The organism is Nocardia vulneris (genome assembly GCF_001613425.1).
Lineage (GTDB): Bacteria > Actinomycetota > Actinomycetes > Mycobacteriales > Mycobacteriaceae > Nocardia > Nocardia vulneris.
Map to the genome: position 1 here is coordinate 59778 of NZ_BDCI01000001.1, position 26740 is coordinate 86517.

At 68.6% G+C, this 26740-nt stretch carries 24 protein-coding genes; 18 read left to right on the top strand and 6 right to left on the bottom strand.

Features of this window, described 5'->3' with window-relative positions; translation table 11 throughout:
• Positions 1-39 precede the first annotated feature (39 nt).
• From NVU01S_RS00230 to NVU01S_RS00255, 6 genes are all read left to right on the top strand, one after another.
• On the top strand, positions 40-303 hold the full coding sequence (locus NVU01S_RS00230) for an acyl carrier protein (RefSeq protein WP_014984614.1): 264 nt from the start codon (positions 40-42) through the stop codon (positions 301-303).
• Positions 303-1427 carry an acyl-CoA dehydrogenase family protein gene (locus NVU01S_RS00235; protein WP_043675300.1) on the top strand — a complete coding sequence of 375 codons (1125 nt, stop codon included), beginning with the start codon at positions 303-305 and terminating at the stop codon, positions 1425-1427. The genes NVU01S_RS00230 and NVU01S_RS00235 overlap by 1 nt, the downstream gene beginning before the upstream one ends.
• A gap of 36 nt (positions 1428-1463) precedes the next feature.
• Positions 1464-2531 (top strand): HAD-IIIC family phosphatase, encoded by a 1068-nt coding sequence (locus NVU01S_RS00240; RefSeq protein WP_043675298.1) that lies wholly within the window; start codon positions 1464-1466, stop codon positions 2529-2531.
• Positions 2532-2595: 64 nt separating this feature from the next.
• The gene (locus NVU01S_RS00245; RefSeq protein ID WP_052280903.1) at positions 2596-3354 is read left to right on the top strand and encodes a thioesterase II family protein; all 759 of its coding nucleotides are present in this window, start codon (positions 2596-2598) and stop codon (positions 3352-3354) included.
• On the top strand, positions 3333-4091 hold the full coding sequence (locus tag NVU01S_RS00250) for a 4'-phosphopantetheinyl transferase family protein (protein ID WP_167829412.1): 759 nt from the start codon (positions 3333-3335) through the stop codon (positions 4089-4091). Before NVU01S_RS00245 ends, NVU01S_RS00250 begins: the two co-directional genes overlap by 22 nt.
• Positions 4088-5803 carry a fatty acyl-AMP ligase gene (locus tag NVU01S_RS00255; RefSeq protein ID WP_043675292.1) on the top strand — a complete coding sequence of 572 codons (1716 nt, stop codon included), beginning with the start codon at positions 4088-4090 and terminating at the stop codon, positions 5801-5803. Before NVU01S_RS00250 ends, NVU01S_RS00255 begins: the two co-directional genes overlap by 4 nt.
• A 262-nt stretch (positions 5804-6065) precedes the next feature.
• Here the strand turns inward: NVU01S_RS00255 and NVU01S_RS00260 are convergent, their stop codons facing one another.
• From NVU01S_RS00260 to NVU01S_RS00270, 3 genes are read right to left on the bottom strand one after another with little or no spacing between them, the layout of a single operon-like run.
• On the bottom strand, positions 6066-7319 hold the full coding sequence (locus tag NVU01S_RS00260) for an MFS transporter (protein ID WP_156161726.1): 1254 nt from the start codon (positions 7317-7319) through the stop codon (positions 6066-6068).
• Between the two features lie 4 nt (positions 7320-7323).
• Complete coding sequence (locus NVU01S_RS00265) at positions 7324-8274, bottom strand: VOC family protein (protein ID WP_244467369.1); 951 nt, start codon at positions 8272-8274, stop codon at positions 7324-7326.
• Entirely contained in the window at positions 8271-9833 is a 1563-nt protein-coding gene (locus tag NVU01S_RS00270; RefSeq protein ID WP_043675289.1) for a bifunctional 3-(3-hydroxy-phenyl)propionate/3-hydroxycinnamic acid hydroxylase, read from the bottom strand. Before NVU01S_RS00270 ends, NVU01S_RS00265 begins: the two co-directional genes overlap by 4 nt.
• 127 nt (positions 9834-9960) lie before the next feature.
• Between NVU01S_RS00270 and NVU01S_RS00275 the strand changes: the two genes are divergently transcribed.
• Positions 9961-10749: an IclR family transcriptional regulator gene (locus NVU01S_RS00275; protein ID WP_043675408.1), complete on the top strand. Its 789-nt coding sequence runs from the start codon at positions 9961-9963 to the stop codon at positions 10747-10749.
• A gap of 4 nt (positions 10750-10753) precedes the next feature.
• Here NVU01S_RS00275 and NVU01S_RS00280 read toward each other — a convergent pair whose 3' ends face one another.
• Entirely contained in the window at positions 10754-11248 is a 495-nt protein-coding gene (locus NVU01S_RS00280) for a hypothetical protein (protein WP_156161725.1), read from the bottom strand.
• Between the two features lie 101 nt (positions 11249-11349).
• On the opposite strand from NVU01S_RS00280, the gene NVU01S_RS00285 reads away from it, so the two are divergent.
• Positions 11350-12213 (top strand): alpha/beta fold hydrolase, encoded by an 864-nt coding sequence (locus NVU01S_RS00285; protein WP_052280901.1) that lies wholly within the window; start codon positions 11350-11352, stop codon positions 12211-12213.
• Positions 12214-12427: 214 nt separating this feature from the next.
• Positions 12428-13225 carry an SAM-dependent methyltransferase gene (locus NVU01S_RS00290; RefSeq protein WP_014984626.1) on the top strand — a complete coding sequence of 266 codons (798 nt, stop codon included), beginning with the start codon at positions 12428-12430 and terminating at the stop codon, positions 13223-13225.
• Between the two features lie 8 nt (positions 13226-13233).
• Here the strand turns inward: NVU01S_RS00290 and NVU01S_RS00295 are convergent, their stop codons facing one another.
• Positions 13234-14055 carry an LLM class F420-dependent oxidoreductase gene (locus tag NVU01S_RS00295; RefSeq protein ID WP_043675283.1) on the bottom strand — a complete coding sequence of 274 codons (822 nt, stop codon included), beginning with the start codon at positions 14053-14055 and terminating at the stop codon, positions 13234-13236.
• A gap of 235 nt (positions 14056-14290) precedes the next feature.
• Here NVU01S_RS00295 and car point away from each other — a divergent pair, with 235 nt between their 5' ends.
• The 3 genes from car (at position 14291) to NVU01S_RS00310 (ending at position 19442) form a co-directional block, all read left to right on the top strand.
• A complete protein-coding gene (car, locus tag NVU01S_RS00300) occupies positions 14291-17785 on the top strand; it encodes a carboxylic acid reductase (RefSeq protein WP_043675280.1) in 3495 nt (1164 codons plus the stop codon).
• A gap of 199 nt (positions 17786-17984) precedes the next feature.
• Positions 17985-18332 (top strand): hypothetical protein, encoded by a 348-nt coding sequence (locus NVU01S_RS43060; RefSeq protein WP_156522217.1) that lies wholly within the window; start codon positions 17985-17987, stop codon positions 18330-18332.
• Between the two features lie 177 nt (positions 18333-18509).
• Complete coding sequence (locus tag NVU01S_RS00310; protein WP_043675274.1) at positions 18510-19442, top strand: cytochrome c oxidase assembly protein; 933 nt, start codon at positions 18510-18512, stop codon at positions 19440-19442.
• A gap of 5 nt (positions 19443-19447) precedes the next feature.
• Here NVU01S_RS00310 and NVU01S_RS00315 read toward each other — a convergent pair whose 3' ends face one another.
• Positions 19448-19912 carry a CinA family protein gene (locus NVU01S_RS00315; RefSeq protein WP_043675404.1) on the bottom strand — a complete coding sequence of 155 codons (465 nt, stop codon included), beginning with the start codon at positions 19910-19912 and terminating at the stop codon, positions 19448-19450.
• Positions 19913-20101: 189 nt separating this feature from the next.
• On the opposite strand from NVU01S_RS00315, the gene NVU01S_RS00320 reads away from it, so the two are divergent.
• From NVU01S_RS00320 to NVU01S_RS00345, 6 genes are all read left to right on the top strand, one after another.
• Complete coding sequence (locus tag NVU01S_RS00320) at positions 20102-20713, top strand: flavodoxin family protein (RefSeq protein WP_043675272.1); 612 nt, start codon at positions 20102-20104, stop codon at positions 20711-20713.
• A 98-nt stretch (positions 20714-20811) separates the two neighbouring features.
• Positions 20812-22002 (top strand): alcohol dehydrogenase catalytic domain-containing protein, encoded by a 1191-nt coding sequence (locus NVU01S_RS00325; protein ID WP_043675270.1) that lies wholly within the window; start codon positions 20812-20814, stop codon positions 22000-22002.
• 25 nt (positions 22003-22027) lie between these two features.
• Entirely contained in the window at positions 22028-23620 is a 1593-nt protein-coding gene (locus NVU01S_RS00330) for an FMN-binding glutamate synthase family protein (RefSeq protein ID WP_043675267.1), read from the top strand.
• 429 nt (positions 23621-24049) lie between these two features.
• Positions 24050-24481: an STAS domain-containing protein gene (locus NVU01S_RS00335; protein ID WP_156161724.1), complete on the top strand. Its 432-nt coding sequence runs from the start codon at positions 24050-24052 to the stop codon at positions 24479-24481.
• A gap of 76 nt (positions 24482-24557) precedes the next feature.
• Entirely contained in the window at positions 24558-26015 is a 1458-nt protein-coding gene (locus NVU01S_RS00340) for an aminotransferase class I/II-fold pyridoxal phosphate-dependent enzyme (protein WP_043675261.1), read from the top strand.
• A gap of 12 nt (positions 26016-26027) precedes the next feature.
• Positions 26028-26666 carry a UdgX family uracil-DNA binding protein gene (locus tag NVU01S_RS00345; protein ID WP_043675258.1) on the top strand — a complete coding sequence of 213 codons (639 nt, stop codon included), beginning with the start codon at positions 26028-26030 and terminating at the stop codon, positions 26664-26666.
• The last annotated feature ends 74 nt before the right edge of the window (positions 26667-26740 follow it).

Genomic DNA, 26740 nt, shown 5'->3' on the forward strand with positions numbered 1-26740 from the left:
CTCCGACTCCTTGCCCCCGCAACCGACAGGACCGCAGACATGTTCTCCGATGCCCGTTCCGAACTCCGTGCATTCGTCGCCAAGCGCTTTCCGGCCGGTGAACTCCAGGACGACCGCGACATCTTCGAAAGCGGCTTCGTCAACTCGCTGTTCGCGATGGAGCTGGTCATGTTCATCGAACAGCAACTGGGCGAACGGATTCCGAACGACGAACTGATGCTGGACAATTTCCGCACGGTGGACCGGATGCTGGCGCTGGTCGGCCGGCTCGGCGGCCGGGATGCGGCGACCGAGGTGGCGTGATGAGGCCGCGGGCGGAGATCACGGCTTTCGTCGACGAGGTGGTGGCGCCGCGGGCCGCCGAGTTCGATCGCGCGGGCCGGATCGACGGGAAGATGGTGGGGGAGTTCGCCGCTCGTGGTCTGTGGGGCGCGGTGTTGCCGGAAGCCGACGGGGGCACCGGTGCGGGCATGACGGCGCTGGCCGAACTGCACGAGGAGATCGGGCGCGGCTGCGCGGCCATGCGCAGCCTGCTGACCGTGCACTCGATGGTGCTCTACGCACTGGATCGCTGGGGCAGCGAGACGATGCGGCGCCGATGGCGGGCCGATCTGGTGGCGGGGGCCGCGCTCGGCGCATTCTGTCTCACCGAACCGGCCGCGGGCAGCGACTTCGCCGCGCTGCAAGCCACGGCCGTGCGCGCGGGTGACGAGTGGGTGCTGAACGGGCACAAGCTCTGGGTCACCGGCGGCAAACTCGCCGATGTGCTGCTCGTTTTCGCCCGCACCGCGAAAGGCCCGGCGGCTTTCCTGGTGGACGCCGCAGAACCCGGCGTGCGGCGCAGTCCGGTCGAGCACGTCACCGGGACGCGCGGCAGTCAGGTCGCCGAGATCGTCTTCGAGCAGTGCCGGGTGGGGCCGGACGCGATGATCGGACCCGAGGGGATGGGGCTCGCCATCGCCACCGGTGTCCTCGATATCGGCCGGTTCAGTGTGGCCGCCGGCTGTGTCGGTCTCCTGCAGGCCTGCCTGGAGGCCTGCGTGCGCTACGCGAGCACCCGCCGTCAGGGCGGCGTGCTGTTGCGCGAACACCAACTGGTGCAACAGATGATCTCCACCATCGCCACCAACACCAGGGCGGCGCGGTTGCTGGTGTGGCAGGCCGCCCGGCTGAAGGACGCGGGCAGCCCCGACACCATCATGGCGACCTGCATGGCCAAGCAGTTCGCCGCGACCGCGGCGGTGGCGGCCGCCAACGACGCGGTGCAGCTGCACGGCGCGCGTGGCTGCAGCGACGAGTATCCCGTCGCGCGGTACCTGCGCGACGCCAAGGTCATGGAGATCATCGAAGGCAGCACCCAGCTGCAACACGTCCTGATCGCCACCGACGCGTGCCTGAATCGGGCGCGAGTCGTCGCCATTGATTGATGCCGGCCGGATCTGCGCAGCGGGAAGGGGAATTCGATGAACGCCGAGGTGCGCCAGCGCCCCCGTCAGATCAAATGTGTGGTCTGGGATCTCGACCACACACTCTGGGACGGCGTACTGCTCGAGCAGGCCACCGTCACCGACCTCAAGCCCGGCATCCGGGAGACCATCAGCACGCTGGACGAACGCGGAATACTGCATTCGATCGCCAGTCGCAACGATCCCGAACTCGCGCTCGCGAAACTCGCCGAACTCGGGATCGCCGACTACTTCCTGCACCCGCAGATCGGCTGGGCCGACAAGTCGGCGTCGGTGGCCGCCATCGCTCAGCGGCTCGATATCGGGATCGATACCCTCGCCTTCGTCGACGACCAGGCGATGGAACGCGACGAGGTCGCGTTCGCCCACCCCGAGGTGCTCTGTCTCGACGCCGAAGAGAGTGCGTCCCTGGCGGATCGGCCGGAGTTCCGGCCGCGGCACGTGACCGCGGACGCGCGCGCACGGCGGCACATGTACCGGGCGAGCATCGAACGCAGTGCGGCCGAACAGCGCTTCCCCGGCACCAACGAGGAATTCCTCGCCACCCTCGGCATGCGGTTCCGGATCAGCCCGGCCGCCGCCGCGGACCTCGGCCGGGCCGAGGAACTCGTCGTGCGGACCAATCAGCTGAACTCCACCGGAATCATGTACTCCGCCGCGGAACTCGCCGCCTGTGCCGCCTCCGACCAGTATCTGCTGCTGATGGCCGAGCTGGAGGACCGCTACGGCAGCTATGGACAGGTCGGTCTCGCGCTGGTGGAACGAGGAGACCGGGACTGGCGGCTGAAACTGCTGCTGATGTCGTGTCGCGTGATCTCCCGCGGTGTCGGCACGGTGCTGCTGCACCATGTGCTCCGGCTCGCGCAGCACCACGGTGCCCGACTGCTCGCCGAATACGTTGCCACGGAACGGAATCGCATCATGTACATCACCTATCGATTCGCCGGTTTCACCGAGGCGGGCGAACACGACGGTGTCACGCTGCTCGCCGCGCCGGCCGAGCCGCCCCCGCCGCCACCGGCGTACCTCACGGTCGAGACGCCCGAAGCGGGGGCCCGCCGGTGAGCGAACGTACTGTGCCACAGCGTGCCTCGCGCGTGACGGAACCGAGCGCGAGCGAGGTGCAGTCATGAGTGCGCCGACGATCGCCGCGGGCAAATGGATGCCGTATCCCGGGGCCGGTGGCGCGGCCGCCACGCTGTACTGCCTGCCGCACGCGGGCGCGGGCGCCTCGACCTACCTGCCGTGGCGCAAGCAGTTGCGTCCGGAGGTCGATGTGGTCCCGTTGCAGCCGCCCGGCCGGGAACTGCGGATGCGGGACCGGCCGTTCGAGGACCTCGGGGCGCTGCTCGACGATCTGCTCGCGGTAATGGACGGCGCGTGGCAGGAGCCGTTCGCGCTGTTCGGGCACAGCCTGGGCGCGCTCGTCGCCTACGAGTTGGCCCGTCGGCTCGCCGCGGGGGCGGGGCCGCGGCCTGCGCACCTGATCGTGTCCGGACGTCGTGCGCCACACCATCCTTCGCGGTTGCCCTGGGTTCGCATGGCCTCCGACGCGACGTTGCTCGAGATCGTGTACCGGCTCGGCGGCACCCCCGACGAGGTACTCGCGGACGAGCAGATGCGCGCCCAGGTGCTCGCGCTGATGCGCGCCGATCTGGGGGTGGATCAGACCTACCACTATCGGCCGCACCCGCGGCTCGACGTGCCGATCACCGTGCTGAGCGGGAGCGCCGATTCGCACGTCACCATGGCCGAACTCGAGCCGTGGGCCGAATGTGGTTCGGCCGGAGTCGATATCCGGCTCGTGCCCGGTGGGCATTTCTTCCCGGTGACCCACCGCGACGCCGTGCTGCGGCGGGTTCGCGAGTGCCTGATGGGGTCACCGTGATCGGCGGCACGGCCCCGCGCCGGACGATCGCGCCGGACGACGTCGATCTGTGGTGGACGGCGCTGACGGGGGAGTGCGCGCCGGAAGATCGCCGCGTGCTCTCCGCCGCGGAACTCGGCCGCAGCAGCCGCTTCGGCACGGCGGGGTTCGCGAACGACTTCATCCGGACCCGGGCCACGTTGCGGCGCGTGCTCGCCGCGTATGTCGGAATCGCCCCCGAAGCAGTGGAATTCACCGCGGGTGTGCACGGCAAGCTGGAATTGCCCGGCCACGCACTGCCATTCAATCTCACGCACACGACCGACTGCGCTGTCATCGCGATAGCCGGATCCGGCGCGGTCGGCGTCGATATCGAATCGCTGGACACCGACTTCGACCAGGTGGCGCTCGCCACCCGAGTGCTCACCCCCGGCGAGGCGGACCTGGTCCGGGCCGACCGCCGCCGGTTCCTGCACCACTGGGTGGCCAAGGAGAGCTACCTGAAATGGCTGGGCAGCGGGCTGACGATCGCCCCCGACACCCTCGAGCTCGGGGCGGACGCGTCCGGGCGCACAGTGGTCACGGGCGTCGACGGCGTGGCTCTGCCCGTCGGGTACGTCCATCGCTTCGGGCTGAGCCCGCGCCACGTCGGCGCCTTCGTCAGTCACCGGCCTGCCCGGCGCTTTCCCCTGCGTCCCGCTGAATCAGCCGGGGCAAGAACACATTTCGGTCGTCGTAGCGCAGGAGTGCAAGCATGACAACCTTCTTCCCGATAGAGCCGGTCACCCTCGTGCAGATGCTGACCATGCGGGCCGCCGCCAGACCCGACGAGGTGCGGTTCCGGCATCTCGGCGACGGTGACGAAGTCAGTGCTGCAATGACTTTCGCGGATCTGGACCGGGCGGCCCGCGCGGTGGCCGTGCGGCTGGCCGAGGTCACCCGGCCGGGGGAGCGAGCGCTGCTGCTCTACGCGCCCGGGCTGGAATTCGTCGTCGCCTTCTACGGCTGCCTGTATGCCGGTGTGGTCGCGGTGCCGGTGGCGCCGCCGCAGCCGAACAAGCTGGCCGACTCGCTGGCGCGGCTGGCGTCCATCACCGCCAACTCCGGGGCGCGGCTGCTGCTCACCAGTGCCGATATCGAACCGCTGCTGACACCGGTGCTGGCGCACAGCAAGGGATTCACCCAGCTGCGCACCGTGGTCACCGATCAGGTCGACCCGGCGACGGCCGAGCGGTACCGCGATCCGGGCATCACCGCCGAAACCATTGCGCACCTGCAGTATTCGTCCGGTTCGACCGGGGAACCCAAAGGTGTCGTGCTCACCCACGGCAACGTGCTCGCCAATCTGCGACTGGTCACCGGGAAGATCGGTGCCGGAGTAGGCGTGGCGTGGCTGCCGACCTTTCACGACATGGGTCTGCTCAGCATGGTGACCTACCCGGTGTACAGCGACTCCTCCGTGATCAGCATGTCCCCCTTGGCATTCGTGCAACGCCCGGCGCGCTGGATCGCGGCGATGTCGCGTTTCGGCGCCACCCACACGGTCGCCCCCAATTTCTCCTTCGCGCTCGCCGTGCGACGGGTAGCCGCCCCGCAGGTCGGGAAGTACGACCTGTCGCCCCTGCGGGTGGCGCTCTGCGGCGCGGAACCCGTCCGGGTGGACACGATGCTCGCCTTCGCCGAGCATTTCGGCGACGCGGGTTTCGACGCCGCCAGCCTGTTCCCGTGCTACGGCCTCGCCGAGGCGACTCTGCTGGTGACCGGCGGCCCGCGCGGCAGCGGCCTCACCACCGTCGAGGTCGACCCGACCGCGCTGGCCAAGGGGCGGGTGGAACCGGTGCCGAGCGGTGGCCGCAGGTTGGTGGCCAGCGGTGAACTCAACGACGCCTACGAGTTCGTGCTCGCCGACCCCGAGACGCTCACCCCGCTACCGGCCGGGCAGGTCGGCGAAATCTGTTTGCGCGGAGACAGTGTCGGCGCCCGGTACTGGGACGCGCCGCAAGCCTCGGCCGAGACCTTCGGTGCGCGCGTCCCCGGCCACGCCGGAAACTTCCTGCGCACCGGCGATCTCGGGTTCGTGCACGAGGGACAGCTCTACGTCACCGGTCGTCGTAAGGACCTCATCATCATCGATGGCTACAACCACTACCCCTCCGACCTCGAAGCCACCGCGATGGACAGCCACCCGGCCCTGCGGCCCGACCGCTGTGCCGCCTTCCAGGTGCTCGATCACGACGACCCCGAGCTGGTGCTGGTGGCCGAACTGAACCGCGATCACCCGGCCGACGCCGCCACCAGAGCCGAGATAGCCACCGCCGTGCGCACCGCGATCGGCGAGCACCACGGCCTGCGCCTGACCGACGTGGTCCTGATCACCCCCGGCTCCATCCCGCTCACCTCGAGCGGCAAAGTCCGCCGCTACGCGGTCCGCGAGCAATACCGCGACAACGCGCTGTCCCCGCTGTCCTGAGCCGGTCGACTACACACCGACATCCCCTGCTGGGCAAGGGATGTCGGCTGGTTGGGACGTCGAGCCGGGCGGGGCGGCAGCGGTCCTCCCTCCGCTGTCCGCGCGCCGCCGGTCGCCCGACGCCGGCTCGGTGCCGGCCACTCGCACCGCAACCCCTCGATGCGGCGACGGAGCCGGCGACGCGTGAGCGGTGGGGCGCGCTGGGAGTGCAGGTCGGGCCGCCCCCTCCGCGGTCCGACCCACCCGGGATGCGGTGTCGTGTTCATCCGGCCACCCGCGTTCGATCGACCGGGGCCGGTCGGCCCGCGCGGCCGGTGCGGGTCAGCGCCGCCAGCACAAGGGCGGCGCAGACCGAGGTCAGGATGAAGGTCTGGAAGACCTGCAGCGGACCGGTCGCCGCCAATACCCAGCCACCGAGGGTGGGCGCGGCCACCGCGCCGAGCCTGCCGACGCCGTTGGACCAACCGAGCGCGCTACCGCGCAGGTCGGCCGGATAGGCGTCCGCCACAGCGGCATTGATGAGATTCAAGGTGGAATGCGCGGCCGCGCCGAGCACCGCGATGACGGCGAGCAGCAGCAGCCGATCCGACAGCCCCGTGGCACAGGCCACGATCATGGTCGCGGCGATGCACGCGCTCACGCTCGCCACGGGACGCGCGCCCCACCGCACGGCCGCCGCGGCGAGTGCGAACGATCCGATGACCGCACCGCTGTTGAGGGTCAGCGAGAACTGCAGAGCCGAGGTCATCGGATAGCGCAGCTCCCGCATCAGCGTGGTGATCCAGGTGTTCAGCCCGTACCAGGTGAGCAATTCGGCGAAGGCCGCCACCGCGAACAGGATCGTCATCGATCCGCGGGGCGCGGCGAACAGTTCGCGTACCCGGCTCGGGCTGCGGGTGCGTGCGAATTCCCTGGACTCGGGCAGCAACACGATCGCGACGAGCAGGACCAGCGCGGAGCCGATCGCGCCGATCCAGCACAGCGGCCGCCAGCCGTGCTCGGACAGCAGGACCAAGCCGGCGAGGGCGGAGGTGATGCCGCCGATCGGGATACCGGCCATGAGCACGGTGACGGTCAGGCTGGTGCGGCCGGGCGCGGTGTACTCCTTGGCCAGCGCCAACGCGACGGCGGCCGCGGCACCCATACCGATCCCGGCCAGCAGGCGGAACGCGCCCAACTGCGCCGCGGAGCCGGCCAGCGCGCAGGCCGCGGTCCAACCGGTGAACCAGCCGACGGCGACCAGCAGGGGGCGCCGCCGCCCGAACCGATCGGCCAGCCGGCCGCCGGTCAGCGCCCCGGCGGTCATCCCGACGTAGACCATGCTGCCGACCGTGCCCGCGGTGGATTTGGTCATCCCCCAACCGGTTTCGTCGAGCAGCGCGGGCAGCATCGCGCCGTACATGATGAGGTCGTAGCCCTCGGCGATGACGATGAGCGCACACAGCCCGATGACGCCGGTCGCCGGGAGACGGTCGCGGGCGGCCGCGCTGTGCGCGGTCACGGCTGCTTTCCGCACGATCTCAGCTCCCTTCCCCGGTGCGCCGCCAGCTCGCGAGCTGCCCGCCCCACAGATTCACGCTGCGCGGCACCGGATCCCAGCGCCGTGGGGTGTAGGTGGCGCGATCGTCGTGGAACTTCTCCATCTCCGCAGACAGTTCGACATGGTTGCCCGCGGGATCGTCCGCGAAGACGAACAGGTTGTTGCCGGGTCCGTGCCGGCCCGGACCCCAGACGACATCCACCTCCTGCTCGGTGAGGCGGTCGCACCAGCGCTTGAAATCGTTCCATTCGGCGAGGTCGAACGAGTAGTGGTCCAGGCAGGCCCGCTCGGCGGCGACGAGCGCGAGGGTGTGATGATCGCGGTTGCTGCGCAACCAGGCGAAGGAGCCGTCGGACAACTGATCAGAGATCTGGAAACCGACTGTATGGCAATAGAAGTCGATCATCTGCGGGACATCGGTGCTGCCCAGGGCGAGATGCTGGAAGCGGATCGGCCGCTGCCCGGTATCGGCGCCGCGCTCCCCGGTGCGGTGCACCGGTGCGTGGAAATGCACGATATTGCCTTCAGGGTCGGTGGTGCCCAGACCGGTTGCGGTGCCGACCGATTCGTCCAGGAACCGCTCGTCCAGCGCGTCGACCGAGTAGCCCGCCGCCCGCAGTCGCTTGTCCAGCAGGCCGAGTCCATCGGGGTCGGCCACCTCGAAACCCAGATGGTCCAGCGCGGGCGCGCCGGGCAGCAGATCCAGCACGTGATGGCCGCGGCCCCAGCCCAGCCGCAGCCCGCCGCCGGACAGTTCGCTGTGCGGCACCAAACCGAATACGCGCCCGTAGAACTCGGCCACCGGGCCGACCTCGGGAACTCGCAACCCGAGGTGGGACGCCGCGGTACGGCGTAGCGCACCGCTGTGCCGAGACGCGTTGTGCAACAACGGCTGCGGGGAGTCCATGCGGTCCTTCACTTCCGTACTCATGCGGGAACGGGGTCGGCGGCGCACAGCGCCGTGGTGAGGGCGGGGGCGTGGCCCGGCTGCCAGGCGGCGGCGACGAACCGGTCCGGGCGCAACAGCACACTGTGCCCCCGGTACGCGGCCAGGTCGGCGGCGAGCCGGCCGTCGAGGTCGATGATCGAGCCGATACCCGGTGCGCACGAAGGCATCCGGTCATCGATCGGGACGTGCAGCACCACCGGCGCGAACGATTGTGCGTGGCGCAGCTCGGCCGCGAGGACCGCCGCGTCGCCGCCGACGCCGAGCAACGCCCAACCGAGACCGAGGATTTCGTCGAGCAGCCGCATCCGGCCGGTGCCCGCCTCGAAGACCACCGGCTGCCCGATCGCGATGCCGACGGGCGCGGTCGCGGTCGCGATCAACCCGGTCGAATAGACCTGGGCGGGCCGGTACCGCATCCCTTCGAAATACGCTTTGCCATGCGGTGTCGAGACCGCCCGGCGCAGGTAGTCGTCGCGCCGCCGGGCCAGCCTGGCATCGGTCGTCATCACCACCCGCCGCATCCGCTCCGAAAGGGCGACGGTGGCGAGGGCGTGCGGTTTCCGTTCGCTCTCATAGGAATCCAGCGCGGCGTCGGTCAGCCGGCCGGCCAGCACATCGGCGATCTTCCAGGTGAGATTCGCCGCGTCCCGGATGCCCGAATTCAAGCCCTGGCCCGCGAACGGCGGCATCATGTGCGCGGCGTCGCCGAGCAGGAACACCCGCCCGGTGCGCCACCGCTCCGCGACCAGGCTGTGGAACCGGTAGGTCACCACGCGCTCCACCTGGTCGTCGGTGATCTCGCGATACGGTGCGAGCAGGCGGTGCACCAGTTCCAGCTCCGGCAGTTCGCCTTCGCCGGGGTGCAGCAGGAATTCGTACCGGCAGCGCCCGCCGCTGCCCGGGATGATCACGTGCGGGCGCGCGGGATCGGCGTGATGCATCCCGTACCGCTGGTCGTGCCGATCGCCGAGCACATCGGCGACCAGCCAGGTCTCCGGATGGCTGTGACCGCGCATGCCGATGCCGAGCCGGTCGCGCACCGTCGAGCGGCCGCCGTCGCAGCCGAGGACGTAGCGGGCCCGCAGTCGCAGTGTGCCGCAACGGATCGTGACGCCGTCGTCGTCCGGCACCAGGTCGGTCAGCTCGGTGCCCATGCGCAGCCGCACGGTCGGTTGCTGTCGCAGGTGCTGTGCCAGTTCGCGTTCCAGGTCGGGCTGGGCGAACGGATTCTTGAACGGGTAGCCGAAGCGGCGGGGTTGCTCGGCGCGGGCGTGGAACAGCGGGCTGCCCTGGCTGTCGTAATAGCGAGTGCCGGTGCCGGGCACCATGATTCGCAGCAGTCGCTCGGCCAGGCCGGCCCACTGGTAGGCGCGCAACGCCTCGTCGTCGATGCTGATCGCCTTCGGCTCGTCACTGGTCTCGGTGTTCCGCTCGAGCACCTGTACCCGTACGCCGCGGGCCGCGAGCAGTGCCGCCGCGGTCATGCCCACCGGGCCCGCGCCGACGATCACGACATCGCTTTCGATCACCCCACCCTGCACTCGAACGCTCCTTCCGGAAGGCTGCTCGAGTCCACTCTAAGTGCGCGTCCCGGATATAGGGACCGAAGTCCTGATAAACGGGACGAAATTGGCCAAGGTTCCAGACTGGAACCCTAGAATGTCCTACATGGCAGGACATATTTCTGGACCGAACAGTGGGTACCGCGAACGCAATACCACCGCGGACCGCGCGCTCGACATCCTGCTGATGTTCGACGAGCGACATCTGGTGCTGACCGCGGCCGAGGTGGCCGCCCATCTCGCGGTGGGACGCTCCACCGCCTACCGGTATCTGCAGAGCCTCACCCAGACCGGGTTCCTGGAGGACGCCGACGGCAGCGGCTACCGGCTAGGGGCGCGGGTGATGGAGCTGGCGCGGCTGGCTCGCCGCGGTTTCGGCCTCTCCGAGATCGCCCGGCCGATCATGCGCCGCCTCGCGACCACCGTGGGGGAAACCGTGCTGCTCACCCGGCTCACCGGCGATCGGGTCATCTGCCTGGAACGCGAAGACAGTGGTAGCCGGGCCGTGCGGATCACCTACGAGCGCGGCGAGATCCTGCCCATCAATGCGGGAGCGTCCGCGTTCAGCCTGCTGAGCTGGCTTTCCGACGCCGCGGTCGACGACATTCTCGACACCACCCACCTGGAAGGCTTCACCGCGCGCACCCCGGTGACCAAGCGCGCGCTGCTGGCCCGCCTGCAACAGACCCGCGAGCAGGGCTACGCCGTGAGCCGCGGCGAACTGGACCCCGACGTGCTCGGTATCGCCGCCCCCGTGCACGGCGCCGACGGCGACGTCGTCGCCGCGGTGAGCATCGCCGCCCTCTCCACCCGCGTCCCCGACACCCGCGTCCCCGACCTGGCCGTCGCCGTCCTCGCCGCCGCAGCCGAAATCACCGCAAACCTCAACGGCTGACGGGTTATTCGGCCGGATTGTCCGGCCACCACGCGGGCAACTTCACACTGTGCTGCGGCACCACGTGTTCGATCGTTTCGAAGTCGATGCCCCAGCGCGCGACCGCCGCCGCGATCGTGGCGATCAGCCGGCCGGCGGCCATCTTCGGGACCTCGGTGAGCAGCGGGCCGGCCAAATGCAGTGTGCGCGCTGATTCTTCGATCGCCTCGGGGTCGTACCGCAGGTCGAGCAGCCGGAGGATGTGCGTCATCTCGGCATTCAGAGTGCCGGTCTGATGCTGCCGCCAGAGTTGGGCGCACAGGTCGAGAAAGACCCGGCCTTTCAGCGTCGCCTGAGTCGGCATCGAAGTCGGGCGGGACCAATCCCGTTGGAGCTCGCAGGCGAAGTCGAACTTGCGTCGTTCGGCCTCGGTGTAGGAATAGAGGCGGGATTTTGCCATGTCGCTCAGCACGTCGACCACCCGCTGGGAAAGGAATTGATGTTCAACAGAATCTGCCATGTACGCGCCCTCCGGCAGTGGCCCAGGCGAGGTGGCCCCGCCGGGACCGTCGCTGCTTTGCCCGACCGTACCGAGGTTCGAGTCCGGCCGGTGTCCTTCGAATGGCGTACATCGGGTACGCCGTCGATACGGTGAATTTCGTGGACCCCACTCATGTCTTCGTGCCCACCGCGTTGGGGGAGCTGCATGTTTCGGTTGCGGGGGAGGGGGAGGGGATTGTGTTCTGGCCGAGTCTGTTGATGGACGCGACGTTGTGGGAGCCGCAGGTCGCGCATTTCGCTGCGGAGTATCGGACCATTGCGATCGATCCGCCGGGGCACGGGCGGTCGGCGCCGTTGACTCGGGTGTTCACCTTCGACGAATGTGCGCGGTGCGTGGTGGCGGTGCTCGACCGGCTCGGTGTGGCGCGGGCGCATTTCGTCGGGAATTCGTGGGGTGCGATGGTCGGCGGCACATTCTCCGCGATCTATCCCGATCGGGTGCACAGCGTCGTATTGATGAACGGCACCGCCTCCGTGGCGCCGCTGCGGCAGCGGCTGGAATTCAGTGCGCTGCTGGTGCTCGCGCGACTGCTGCGGGGGATCAGGCCGCCGCTGACCCGCGGGGTGCTACGCGCCTTCCTCGGTCCGACGAGCCGCGCGACGCGACCCGATGTGGTGCGGCAGGTGCTCGACACCGCCCAGGACAACGATGTGGCCGCCGCTTCGTATGCGGTCCGTTCGGTGGTGCTACGCAGGCCTGATCAGCGAAAACTGTTCGCTGCCATCGCCTGTCCCGCGCTTGTCGTGGCCGGCCGGGAAGACAACACCTTTCCACTTGCCGAGCTCGAGACCATGGCTCGCGCGATCCCGGCCGCCGAACTGGTCGTCCTCGACAACGCCGCGCACCTGGCTGCCGCCGAAGTCCCCGATGCGGTGAATACCCTTGTCGGGGAGTTTCTTTCCCGACATCCCGGACAAACCTGACGGTCGGACGACTTGGCCGGGTGCGCGGGATCAGTGCGACCGTACGCCGTATATGGACGGCCGGTTACGATCTCGGACAGCTCTTCGCTAACTTGGCCCTTGGCGAGGTTGAAGCTTGTACTGTCACAGGCAGATCGGATGCAACCTGTCAATACCCTACCGTCGCTGGCCGGCGGTGCCCCGCTGTTCGCGTTCGCTGAGGAGCCGAAAAACCATGTCCGAGAACCTTACCCCGCAGATCCGGACCGACATCCCGCATTCCGCGCGCATCTGGAACTACTGGATGGGCGGCAAGGACAATTACGAAGTCGACAGAGTCGTGGGTGAAGCCAGCCTGCAGGTCGATCCGGACATCAGCACCATGGCGGTGCAGTCGCGCCAGTTCCTGATTCGCGCGGTGACCTATCTCGCGCAGGAAGCGGGGGTGCGTCAGTTCCTCGATATCGGCACCGGCCTGCCGACGATGCAGAACACCCACGAGGTGGCGCAGGGGATCGCCCCCGAATCGAAAATCGTGTACGTGGACAACGATCCACTGGTGCTGACCTATGCCAGGGCGTTGCTCAACAGCACCACCAACGAGGGTGTCACCACCTACGTCGACTGCGATTACCACGACCCCGAGCAGATCATCGCCGACGCCCGCAACGTGCTGAATTTCGACAAGCCGATCGGCGTCATGTTCATGGGTGTGCTCGGCCATGCCAAGACCTACGAGGACATGCTGCGCATCGTGCGCACCGTGGTGGACGCGGTCCCGTCGGGCAGCTACCTGATCCTGTGGGACGGGACCGACGACAGCAAGGCCTATGTCACGCTGTGCGAGAACTACACCAACAGCGGCGGCGTGCCCTACGTGCCTCGGCCGCAAGCCCAGATCCGCGCGGTCTTCGACGATCTGGAGCTGGTCGAGCCGGGTTTCGTCTCGATCACCGAATGGCGCTCCGGCGATACGCAGGTCGGCGAAACCCGGCCCATTTCCGCGTACGGCGCGGTGGCGCGCAAGCCCTGAACGGCGGGTCAGGCGTGATAGCGCTCGACCAACGGGACCAGGGTGTCCAGTTTGCGTAGCGCGTCCGCTTCCGGCAGCGGCGCCAGCGACAGCGCCACCCGTTGCACCCCGGCCTCGGCGTAGGCATCGAGGATCGCCGGGTCGGGGAGCACCGGCGCGACCATCACGGGCAGGTCGTTGCCGGCGAACGGCGCCAGCTGCGCCGGGACCTCGGCCGCCGTGGCCGCGCCATTGGGCACCCAGCCCACGCCGTGCCGGATGGCGCGTTTGATCGCGGCCGTCTCGCCGCCGACGAAGATCGGCGGGTGCGGCCGCTGCACGGGCTTGGGCCACGAGTACATCGGATCGAAATCGAGGAAACGGCCGTGGTATTCGGCGAGTTCCTCGGTCCAGATCACGCGGATCGCCTCGAGTTGCTCGTCCAGCAATGCGCCGCGGGTGCGCGGGTCGGTGCCGTGGTCGGCCATCTCCTCGCGATTCCAGCCGACGCCGACGCCGAATACGACGCGCCCGCCGGAGATCAGGTCCAGGCTCGCCACCTCTTTGGCCGTGTGGATGACGTCGCGCTGGATCAGCAGGGTGACGCTGGTGCCCAGGATCAATCGCTCGGTCACCGCGGCGACGGCGCTGAGCGCGACGAACGGATCGAGCGTGCGGTAGTAGCGGCGGGGCAGGTCGCCGCCCATCGGATACGGCGACTTTCTGCTCGCCGGGATGTGCGAATGCTCGGCCAGGAACAGCGATTCGAAGCCGCGATCCTCCAGCGCGGGACCTAGTGCCTTACCACTGATGCCTTCGTCGGTGAGAAAAGTGATGATCCCAATCTGCATGCCCGCATGCAACTCCCGGGCTCCGGCAGAAATTCCGGCGCGAACAACTTCGGCGCTGCTCGAGTTCAACCCTTGATCGATTCGGTCGGAGGTGCGTTCGCGGTGCGAGCAGTCGCACACGGCGCGACGAGCGTCTTCTCAGTTGGGCAGCGGGGGAGTAACCTGTCCCAGGTAGATAGTTACCAGAACTAAAGACATTGCTGCTTTGCCAAACCGCTGGTCAGGGAGACATGTGATGACAGATGTAGAGGTAGCTCGACGAATCAACGACCTGTCCGCCACGGACGAGGTGCTCGCGGGTGCACTGCCCGATCCGGCAGTCAACGCTCGAATTCAAGATCCTGCGGTAGGGCTCGCGGAACTGATCCGCATCGTGTTCGCCGCCTATGGTGACCGCCCGGCCGTCGGCGCCCGCGCCACCCGGCTGGTCGCCGATCCGGTGACCGGCCGCACGACGCTGCATGTGCTGCCGGAATACGAAACGATGACCTACGCCGCACTCGGGCAGCAGGTGGCCGCCGTGGCCGCCGGATTGCGCGGCGCGGCGGACGGCGGCTGGGTGCGCCCCGGCGAGCACGTGGCGATGCTCGGTTTCACCAGTGTCGAATACACCGTGTTCGACCTCGCCTCGACGCTGGCGGGTGTGGTCGCCGTGCCGATGCAGTCGAATGCGCCTGCGGCGCAACTGCGCCCGATCCTGGCCGAGACGCAGCCGCGCGTCCTCGCGGCGGGTGTCGACCAGCTCGCTGAGGCGCTCGATCTCGCGGACGGCGAGCATCGGCCGGGGCTGATCGTGGTGCTGGACCACCGGGCGGAGGTGGACGCCCATCGCGAAGCGTACGAGGCGGCCGCCGCGCGTCTCGCCGGGACCGGCGTGGCACTGAAAACGCTTGCGGAACTTGCCGATAGCGGCAAAGCCGGCGAGGTTGCGCTGGCAGCGGCGGACAGCGAGCGAATCGTGTTGCTGATCTATACCTCGGGCAGCACCGGAACGCCCAAGGGCGCCATGTATTCGGAGCGGTTGGTCGCCAACCTGTGGCAGGGCAAATTCGGTCTGGGGGAGGGCCCGCACGCGGCCGGACCGTGGATCACGCTGAACTTCATGCCGATGAGCCATCTCATGGGCCGGTACACGCTGTACGGCACGCTGGCCCGTGGCGGTATCGCGTATTTCACTGCCAGCAGCGACCTTTCGACCTTCCTGGAGGATCTCTCGCTGGTCCGGCCGACGCAGCTGCAATTCGTGCCGCGGGTGTGGGATCTGCTCTACCAGGAATACCAGCGGGCCCTCGACGGCGTCGGTCCCGCCGAGCGGTCCGAGCGGGCCCCCGAACTGCTCGCGGAGCTGCGGCGGGATCTGCTCGGCGGGCGCGCGCTCGGCGCGGTGACCGGGTCTGCGCCGATCTCGGTCGAGGTGCGCGAATTCGTGGACGCCCTACTGGGTTTCCACCTACCGGACGGGTACGGCTCCACCGAGGCCGGTGGTATCACGGTCGACGGCAAGGTGGTGCGTCCGCCGGTGCTCGACTACAAGCTGGCCGACGTGCCCGAACTCGGCTACTACCGCACCGACCGCCCCCACCCGCGCGGTGAGCTGCTCGTGAAGACCCAGAACATCTTTCCCGGCTACTACCGCCGGCCCGAGGTGACGGCGGAGGTGTTCGACCCGGACGGCTACTACCGGACCGGCGATATCGTCGCCGAGGTACAGCCCGACGAGTTGCGCTATCTCGACCGCCGCAACAATGTGCTCAAACTGTCGCAGGGCGAATTCGTCACGGTGTCGAAGCTGGAGGCGGCCTTCGGGGCCAGTCCGCTGATCCAGCAGATCTACATCTACGGCAACAGCGCCCGCCCTTACCTTTTGGCGGTGATCGTCCCGGACGACGCAGTACTGGAACGGGTTTCCGGTGACGTCGGTGCGGTCGGCCCGCTGCTCACCGAGGCCCTGCGGGCGGTCGCCGCCGATGCCGGTTTGCAGTCGTACGAGATCCCGCGCGACTTCCTGGTCGAGACAACGCCGTTCACTGTCGAGAACGGCCTGCTCACCGGCATCCGCAAACTCGCGCGGCCGAAGCTGCGGCAACGCTACGGCGAGTTGCTCGAGCAGCTGTATCAGCGGTTGTCCGATGGACAGGCCGAGGAGTTGCGCGCGCTGCGTGCGGGCGCGGCCGACCGGCCGGTGCTCGAGACCGTCAGCCGGGTGGCCGCCGCGCTGCTCGGTATCGCCGCCGCCGACGTGCACCCGGCGGCGCATTTCACCGAGCTCGGCGGAGACTCGTTGTCCGCGTTGACCTTCGGCAACGCACTGCACGACATCCTCGGCGTCGAGGTGCCGGTCGGCGTGATCGTCAGTCCGGCCACCGATCTGCGCGCCCTGGCCGCCTTCCTGGAGTCCGGCGCGCAGGCGACGCGGCCGACGTTCGCGAGTGTGCACGGACCGGATGCCACCGAGGTGCGTGCCGCCGACCTCACCCTGGAGCGGTTCTTGGACGCGGCCACGCTCGACGGAGCCGCCGCTCTGCCCGCGCCGAACTATGTCGTGCGCACCGTGCTGCTCACCGGCGCCACCGGCTTCCTCGGCCGATTCCTCGCGCTGGCCTTGCTGGAACGGCTCGGTCCGGTGGACGGCACGCTGATCTGCCTGGTCCGCGCGACCGACGACGCGGCCGCCCGGCAGCGCCTGGACGAGGTGTTCGACAGCGGGGACCCGGAGTTGCTGACGCACTACCGGCGGCTGGCCGAGCGGCACCTGGAGGTGGTGGCGGGTGACAAGGGCGACCTCGATCTCGGGCTGGACCGCGCCACCTGGCAGCAGCTGGCCGAGCGCGTGGACCTGATCGTGGACTGCGCCGCGCTGGTCAACCACGTGCTGCCCTACAGTCAGCTGTTCGGTCCGAACGTGGTGGGCACGGCCGAGCTGATCCGGTTGGCGCTCACCGGAAAACAGAAGATCTTCGACTACATCTCCACCGTCGGCGTCGGCGATCAGATCGCGGCCGGGCAGTTCGTCGAGGACGCCGATATCCGCACGATCAGCGCGACCCGCTCGGTCGACGAGCGTTACGCCAACGGCTACGGCAACAGCAAGTGGGCGGGGGAGGTGTTGCTGCGCGAGGCCAACGAGCGCTACGGGCTGCCGGTCAGTGTGTTCCGGTGCGACATGATCATGGTGGACGGCAGCTATGTCGGCCAGTTGAACGTGCCCGACATGTTCACCCGTTTGATGCTCAGCCTGGTGGCCACCGGCGTCGCGCCCGCCTCGTTCTACCAGACCGATGCGGCCGGGCAGCGCCGGCGCGCGCACTACGACGGGCTACCGGTCGATTTCATCGCCGAGGCGGTCACCGAACTCGGTGTGCACGAGGGCTTCTCGACCTACCACGTGATGAACCCGCACCATGACGGCATCGGGCTCGACGAATTCGTCGACTGGCTGGTCGCGGCCGGCTATCCGATCGCCCGGGTCGCGGATTATCAGACGTGGCTCGAGCAGTTCGGCACGAAACTGCGTGCGCTACCCGAACAACAGCGCAAGCATTCCTTGCTGCCGCTGCTGCACAGCTACGCGCATCCGCAGCCGCCGGTCGAGGGCAGCGTCGCCCCGGCCGACCGCTTCCGCACCGCGGTGCAGGACGCGAATATCGGCCCGGACAAAGACATCCCGCACCTGACCGACTCGACCATTCTGAAATACATCACCAACCTGGAGCACCTCGGCCTGCTCTGACCGAGCGACAAGAAGCGCGAGTGCGGTGCGGTCGGCGGCCGCGCCCCACTCGTATTCTTCGCTCGCCGAACTAAATTGGTTGATCCGAGTCCATCGATCAACCGATATTCCGGGCAGGGCTCGTGCGGTTACGGTGAGTTCCAGCCCGACTCGGCGAAAGTTCCTCAGCCGGGTCGGTGCCGGGACGCGTGAGGTACCGATGGATGCACGACGACGGCCGTTTCGGTCGGGTCTTACCTCTGGCCTGCGAAGATTACTGGCCCGGTTCGACCGGCCGCCGCCCCGTGTCGAGCATTCCCTGTTCGAGCGCGAGATCGGACCGGATACCGCGGCCCTGCTGCACGAGATACGAATTCGGATAAGCCGATTGGCCGCCGACGGATCTCTGACGCCGGGCGGCGGCTTTTTCTGTGACGGCCAGGACGGCATCGGCGACTATGCACGCGAAATCGACGCCTATTTCGTTTCGTTGGCCGAACTCGATATCCCGTACTCGCGCCCCCGGGTCCTGAAGCCACTTCCGGCCCGCGAGTCCGACCGCGCGTGATGCCCGCCGGAGAATCGGCACATGTCGCCGGGCTCCGATGCGATCCACGTCACTATCGGCGACGGTGGGGCTGCCATGGCAGCGCCCCGTTATATATCGTCTGATGCCTATGTGTGAATGTGAAGCGCACTGCATGGTCGCCGGTCCGATGGTGGGTACGAGACGCTCCGGGCAGCAATGAGTTTCGTGGCGAATGTGCCCGAGGCGCCGCCGTCGATCGGCGCCATGCTGGGGTGGGCGCCGCAGCCGGTACCGCTGTTGCCCGCGGTCGCCGTCCTGGCCGCGGTGGTCTATCTGCTCGGCGTGCGGCAGCTCCGCCGGATCGGCCGGGCTTGGCCGTGGTGGCGGACGGCGTGCTTCGTCGGCGGCTGCGTGCTGCTGCTCGGCGTGACCGGACTCGCGGTGGAAGGGTACGGATATCGGCTGTTCAGCGCATGGATGTTCCAGCACCTCACGCTCTCGATCGCGATCCCGCCGCTGCTCGTGCTCGGCTCGCCCGGTGTGTTGCTGTTGCGCGCGACCCCGCACCACGGCATCGGCCGGATCGTCGTGCGGGTGGCGCTCGCCGGTCTGCGCAGCCGGGCCGCGCGCATTCTGCTCAGCCACGCGTGCACGATCGCGTTGTTCCTGTTCAGCTACTACGGCGTGTACCTGACTTCCCTGGTCGACACCGTCGGCGGGACGACGGCGGGGCATCTGGGACTCGAGGTGTTCTTCCTCGCGTCGGGCATCCTGTTCATCGTGCCGGTGCTGTCCGTCGGCCCGTTGCCGGTGCGGCAGACGAACATCGGCCGCTTCTTCGACCTCTTTCTGGAGATGCCGCTGCACGCCTTCTTCGGCGTGATCATCATGATGGCGACCACGCCGATGATCGAGCGGTTCGCGCATCCACCCGAGTCGTGGCGGGTGGACCCGATGTCGGACCAGCAGCTCGCCGGGGCCTTGGCCTGGTCCTATGGCGAACCTGTCGCCTTCCTGATCGTCGTGGTGTTCGCGATCCGCTGGCGGCGCGACGAGGAACGCTCGGCGGCCGCGCGGGAGCGCGCGAACCGCAGTGCGGACACCGAGCTGCAGGCCTACAACGACTATCTGGCCCAGCTGCGGAAGTAGGACGGCTACCGCGCGGGTAGCGCGTCGAGCACGAGTTCGAGGGCGTGCGAGATCGTCTGTTCGAGCACCGCGGCGGGATCGCCCGGAAAATGCCGGCGCTCGGTCGCGGTCGAATCCTCGGTCGAGACGGCGAACCAGACCGTGCCCGGGGGTTGGTCGTCCTGCGGGTCGGGCCCGCCCGCGCCGGTGACCGCACAGGCGATCGTCGCGCCGGTCAGTTTGCGCACCGTGCGTGCCATCGACTCGGCGGCGACCTGCGACACCACCGGTCCCTCGGGCACATCGAGCACGCGGTGCTTGACGAAGCGCGAGTACGCGACCACACCGCCCTGGAACCAACTGCCCGCGTCGGGAGCCGCACCCAGCGCCGCGGCGAGGCGACCGGCGGTCAGCGATTCCGCAACCGCGACGGTGCGGCCGGTCCGCTGCGCCGCCGCGGCGATCTGCTCGGCGAGGTTGCTGATACCCATCGCTTCTTCATACCAGTCTCCCGTGCGGCGGCGGTCGTTCGCGGACGCGGCCGGACCGCAGAGTTCGGCGATGTTTGCGCCGTCGTCCTCGGGTATGCGGTGCACAGGCGTCCGTGCGCCGCCCGCCGTCCCGGCAGTTCGATTCCCGACCCGCACAGGATTCCCGACCCGCACAGGAGGACGAACATCATGACCGCACCCACCGCCGTCGCCTTGGTCTGCACGTTGCAGAAATCGCCCGCCGAGTCCAGCAGCGAACTCATCGCCCGGCACGCGCTCGACGCGCTGGCCGAGCACGACGTCAAAGGCGAGATCCTGCGGGTGGTGGATTACGACGTGCATCCCGGTGTGCGTGCCGACGAAGGATCCGGCGATCAGTGGCCGACGATCCGCGCCCGCATCGCGGCGGCGGACATCCTGCTGGTTTCGACACCGACGTGGGTGGGCCACATGTCCTCGGTCGCGCAGCGCGTGCTCGAGCGCCTGGACGCGGAACTGTCCGAAACCGACGATGCCGGACGGCCGTCCATGGTGGGCAAGGTCGCCGTCGCCGCCGTGGTGGGCAACGAGGACGGCGCGCACAAGATCGTGGCCGATCTGTTCCAGGGGCTCAACGACATCGGCTTCTCCGTCCCGGCGCAGGGTTGCACGTACTGGAACGGCGAAGCCATGGGCGGCACCGACTATCAAGATCTCGACGGCGTCCCGGACTCGACCGCCTCGGCCACGAAAGCCATGGCGCGCAACGCTGCCCACCTCGCGCGGGTGCTGAACGCCGAGCGCTACCCGGCATACGAATAGGTCAGCGCTCGTGCCCCGAAGGCGCTGCGACGGTTCAAGTTTCGACGGGATATCGCGAGTAGTGCTGGTGCGGGCGAGCACTCGATGAAGGAGCAGTGATGAAGGCAGTGACGTGGCAGGGCAAGCGCAAGGTCGGGGTGGAGGAGGTACCCGACCCGCGGATCGAGCAACCGACCGACGCGATCATCCGGGTGACATCGTCCGGGATCTGCGGCTCGGACCTGCACCTCTATGAAGTCCTCGGCGCGTACATGAGTGCGGGAGATGTGCTGGGGCACGAGCCGATCGGCATCGTGGAGGAGACCGGCGCGGCGGTCACGAACCTGGCGAAGGGCGACCGCGTGGTGGTGCCGTTCCAGATCAGCTGCGGCCACTGCTTCATGTGCGACCAAGGCTTGACGACCCAGTGCGAGACCACCCAGGTGCGTGAACGTGGCAGCGGCGCCGCGCTTTTCGGCTATTCGAAGCTGTACGGTCAGGTGCCCGGCGGGCAGGCCGAGTACCTGCGGGTGCCGCACGCCGACTTCACCCACGTCAAGGTCCCGATCGGCCCGGCCGACGATCGCTTCCTGTACCTGTCGGATGTGCTGCCGACCGCCTGGCAGGCGGTCGAGTACGCCGCGATCCCGGCGGGCGGGTCGGTGACCGTGCTCGGGCTGGGCCCGATCGGCGACATGGCCTGCCGGATCGCGGCGCAACGCGGATTCCGGGTGATCGGCGTCGAGCTGGTGCCGGAGCGCCTGGATCGGGTCGCGCGGCGTGGCATCGAGACCATCGATCTCCAGGTGGCCGGGCGGCACCTCGCCGATATGGTGCGCGAGAAGACCGCGGGGCGCGGCACCGATTCGGTGATCGACGCCGTCGGCATGGAAGCGCACGGGTCGCCGGTCACCTCGATGGCGCAGAAGGTCGCCGCGCTGCTGCCGGACGCGGTCGCCGAGAAGGTCAACGACACCGCGGGCGTCGATCGGCTGGCGGCCCTGTACAGCGCGATCGACCTCGTGCGCCGCGGCGGCACCATCTCGCTGGTCGGCGTGTACGGCGGCATGGTGGATCCGCTGCCCATGCGGGTGCTGTTCGACAAGCAGATCCAGCTGCGGATGGGCCAGGCCAACGTGAAGCGGTGGGTGGACGATATCCTCCCGCTGCTGCACGATGGCGACCCGCTGGGCGTGGATTCCTTTGCGACGCATCACCTCCCGCTGTCCGGCGCGCCGGAGGCCTATGCGCAGTTCCAGCAGAAGTCCGACGGTATGGTGAAGGTGGTGTTGACTCCCGGCCGAGAGTGAGCGTGCGAGGAGGGTAAAGCGGCCTATGCTCCGGTTCTTCGTCGTCGGGTTCCTGCTCGCCGCGACGATCGCGGTGGGTGTCGCCGCCTCGATCGGCTCGTGGGCGTGGTGGGTACTGGCCGTGGCCCTGGCCGCGCTGCTCGGGGTCGGTAGCTACGATCTGGCGCAGCGGCGCCACGCCGTGCTGCGCAACTATCCGATCCTCGGGCACATGCGGTACCTGCTGGAAAGCCTGCGACCGGAATTGCAGCAGTATTTCATCGAACGCAACGTCGACGGGCGCCCGTACGACCGCGATATCCGGACGATGATCTACGAGCGTGCCAAAGGCATTCACGGCGAACTGTCGTTCGGTACCGAGCGGGACATCGAGAGCGTGGGTTACGAGTACCTGGTCCACTCGAACGCGCCGGTGCCCGAGCCCGCCAGCGCGCCGCGGGTACTGATCGGCGGCCCGGACTGCACCCGGCCGTACTCGATGTCGCTGTTCAACGTGTCGTCGATGAGCTTCGGCGCGCTGTCGGCGAACGCGCTGCGGGCGCTGAATCGCGGTGCGGCGCTAGGCGGTTTCGCGCACGACACCGGTGAGGGCGGGCTCACGCCGTACCACCTCGACGGCGGCGGCGACCTGGTGTGGGAGATCGGCTCGGGCTACTTCGGCACCCGCACCCGCGACGGAGCGTTCGATCCGGCCCGGTTCGCCGAGCAGGCCGCGCACGAGCAGATCAAAGCGATCTCGATCAAACTCAGCCAGGGCGCCAAGCCGGGCCTGGGCGGTGTGCTGCCCGCCGCGAAGGTGAGCGCGGAGATCGCCGAGTTCCGCGGCGTGCCCGCGCACGAGAAATGTGTCAGTCCGGCAGCGCATTCCGCGTTCCGGACCCCGCGCGAACTGGTGGCGTTCCTCGCCCGGCTGCGCGAACTTTCGGACGGTAAACCGATCGGATTCAAGCTCTGTCTCGGTTCCCGCAGCGAGTTCCTCGCGATCTGCAAAGCGATGCTGGCCGAGCGCCTCACGCCCGATTTCATCCTGGTCGACGGGGCCGAAGGCGGCACGGCCGCAGCACCTTTGGAGTACGAGGACCACGTCGGGCTGCCGCTGACCGACGGGCTGATCACCGTGCACAACGCGCTCGTCGGCACCGGACTGCGCGACCGGATCAAGATCGGGGCGAGCGGCAAGGTGGCCGTCGGCAACGACATCGTCAAACGGCTGATCCAAGGGGCCGACTACACCAACGCGGCGCGCGCCATGATGATGGCCATCGGCTGTATCCAGGCGCAGCGCTGCCACACCAACCACTGCCCGGTCGGCGTGGCCACCCAGGATCCGCGGCGCGCTCGCGCGCTCGACGTGGCCGACAAGACCGAGCGGGTCCGGCGCTATCAGGAGGCCACGGTCGCGCAGGCCGTGCAGATCATGGCGTCCCTCGGGGTGGACCACCCGGCCCAGCTCACGCCCCACCTGCTGCGCAAGCGCATCTCGACCACCGAGCAGCTGTCCTACGCCGAACTCTACGACTGGCTGGCGCCGGGCCAACTGACCGGTGAACCGCCACCCGCCTGGGCCGCGGACTGGGCCGCCGCCGACCCGGACTCGTTCCGTCCCCGCGTGCGCTAGCGCGCAATGTCGTAGCGCTCGCATCGGGCGATCAGCCGAGGCGAACGCCACCGGTGCCAGATCAGATCGAGTGCCCGGGCGAGCAGGCGCGCTCGGCAGCGGGAACGCCGTGTCGAACCAGATCCGGTAGTCGAGTTCGGTGCCCGCGCGGACAGGTGGGCGCTCGCAGCCGAAATTGCGAACTTGCACAACCGCGCGGTGGTCCTTGTTGTGCGCCGGTACCGACGCCGGCGCCGGTCGCCGCGCCGTGGCGAGCAGGGGGAATGGCGCTGCTCGCCGGGGTGGAGTAGGTTTCGAGGAGGTTCAGACAGGAGCCGACGGTAGTCCCCGCTCGAGACGGCTCCCTTCGGTGTCGCCGCATTCGGCCCGGCCTATCACCGAATCAAGCTGGGCGATATGTCCGTTCGGCGGTGAACCGGAGCGTTGAGCATGACCAATCAGGTAAGTCCGCGCCAACCCCGCATGTCTCGTCGACTGTTGTCGCACCCGCAGCATTCCAGAACGCGCGATTACGCGCGCGGCAAGTTGCGCATCCGGGTGGACGCCCTGCCCGGGATCCGGGTGCTGGCCGTCGTCGGCGACCTCGATCTCGCCACCGCACCCCTGCTGCACGAGGTCGTGCGGGCCGGTGAGCACTTCCCCGCGACGGTGGTGGATACCAGCCGGATCGCCTTCCTCGGCCTCGCCGGAGTGGACGTGCTCATCCTCGCCGCCGAACGGGCCGAAGGCGGCGACCGGAAATTCGCTGCGGTGGTGTCGTCGCGGCCCACCCAGCGGGCGTTCGACCTGTCCGGCGCGGCCGCCTGGATCAGGTGCTATCCCCGCTTGGGCAGCGCGCTGGACGCATTCTCGCAAGCCTGAGCAAGCCTGAACAAGCTGCTGACCTCGGACGACACGCTGGTGCATGATCCGCGTGCCGGTGGGTAGCCGATCATGGATGGACCAACTACGAGCACCGATTCTGGACGCACTGGACGACTACCGGCGGCGTGGCCGGTACGGCTTCACGCCGCCCGGCCATCGCCAGGGACGCGGCGTGGACGACCGGGTACGGCAGGTACTCGGCGACGCTTTCCGTAGCGACGTGCTCGCCGCCGGCGGGCTCGATGATCGGCGCACCCGAAACGAGTACCTGTCGGACGCCGAAGAGCTGATGGCCGATGCCGTCGGCGCCGAGATGGCGTTCTTCTCCACCTGCGGCAGCTCGCTGTCGGTGAAGGCCGCGATGCTCGCCGTGGCGGGTGGTGGCGACGGCGGGCTGATCCTCGGGCGGGACAGCCACAAATCGATCGTCGCCGGACTGATCTTCGCCGGCCTGCTGCCCCGCTGGGTGACCCCGCGCTGGGACGCCGAGCGGCATTTCTCCCATCCGCCCTCGGTCGAGCAGATCGAGGACGCGTGGCAGCGCCATCCGGACGCCTCTGGTGCGTTGATCGTCAGTCCGAGCCCGTACGGGACCTGCGCGGATATCGCCGGCATCGCCGCGGTGTGCCACCGCCGCGGCAAGCCGCTGATCGTCGACGAGGCGTGGGGCGCGCATCTGCCGTTCCACGAGGAGCTGCCGACCTGGGCGATGGACGCGGGCGCCGATGTCTGCGTGGTGAGCGTGCACAAGATGGGCGCCGGGTTCGAGCAAGGCTCGGTCTTCCACGTGCAAGGCGATCTGATCGATCGGGCGCGGTTGAGCGCGTGCGCCGACCTGCTGATGACCACCAGCCCGAACGTCTTGATATACGCCGCGATCGACGGTTGGCGCCGCCAGATGGTGCAGGACGGTCACCGGTTGCTCGGTGCCGCGTTGGGTTTGTCGGATCGGCTGCGCACCGAGCTGGCGCGGATACCGGGCATTCAGGTGATGGAGAAGGAGCTGCTCGGCGTCGAAGCGTCGCACGACTTGGATCGAATGCAGGTGCTGATGGACGTATCCGGTACGGGGGCAACGGGTTACGAGGTCGCCGACTGGTTGCGTGCGGAACGGCACGTCGACATCGGGCTCAGCGACCATCGACGCGTTCTGGCCACGCTGTCCTTCGCCGACGACGACGAGACCGCGGACCGGCTCGTCGCGGCGCTCACCGCTTGGCGGGAGCAGTTGAAAGAGCCTGCGCCGCACCATATCCGGCTGCTGTCCCCGGAGGAGCTGGAACTGGAGACCGTCATGCTGCCGCGCGATGCCTTCTTCGGCCGGGGGCAGGCGGTGCCGCTGGCGGAGGCGCCGGGACGGATCGCGGCCGAACAGGTCACGCCGTACCCGCCGGGTATTCCGGTCATCGTCCCCGGTGAGCGGATCGACGAGGCGGTCGTCGAATACCTGCGCACGGGGCTGGATTCCGGCATGAACGTGCCCGATCCCGCCGATCCCGAACTCCATACCATCCGCGTGGTCACCGAGTGAACGGAAGTCGTTGTGCCCGGTCGTGATGCAGCACCAGGAGCCGCCGAATTCGTCCCGAGCGGGCGGCCCTCGCTGCGTACCCTGCGGGCGGCCGCGCAAGGGTGTCACGGTTGTGATCTGTACCGGGATGCCACTCAGACGGTGTTCGGCGAGGGACCGGCCGCGGCCGCCCTTGTGATGGTGGGGGAGCAGCCCGGCGACCAAGAGGACGTGCAGGGGCATCCCTTCGTCGGCCCGGCGGGTGGTCTGCTGGACCGTGCGCTGGCCGAGGCGGGCATACCGCGCGATCAGGTCTACCTCACCAACGCGGTGAAGCATTTCAAGTTCACCGAGCGCGGGAAGCGGCGAATTCACCGACAGCCCGGTCGCACCGAGATCGTCGCCTGCTCCGCGTGGCTCGGCGCGGAGCTGTCCCTCGTGCGCCCGAAGCTGGTGGTGGGGTTGGGCGCGATCGCCGCCAAAGCGTTGCTGGGCAACGCTTTCAAGGTCAGCGAGCGTCGCGGCGAGGTGATCGCGCACGGCGACTACGACGTGATCACCACCGTGCACCCCGCCGCGGTGCTGCGCGCGCCGGACCGGACCGCGGCCTACCGGGCGTTCGTCGACGATCTCGGAATCATTGCCAGGCAAGCCGGTTTCCGGCCCGGCTGAGCCTGTTTCTGCTCCGGTTGCCCGGGTATGCCGCCCCTGACCGAGTCGCGCAACGCGACAGCAACGAAAGGGGT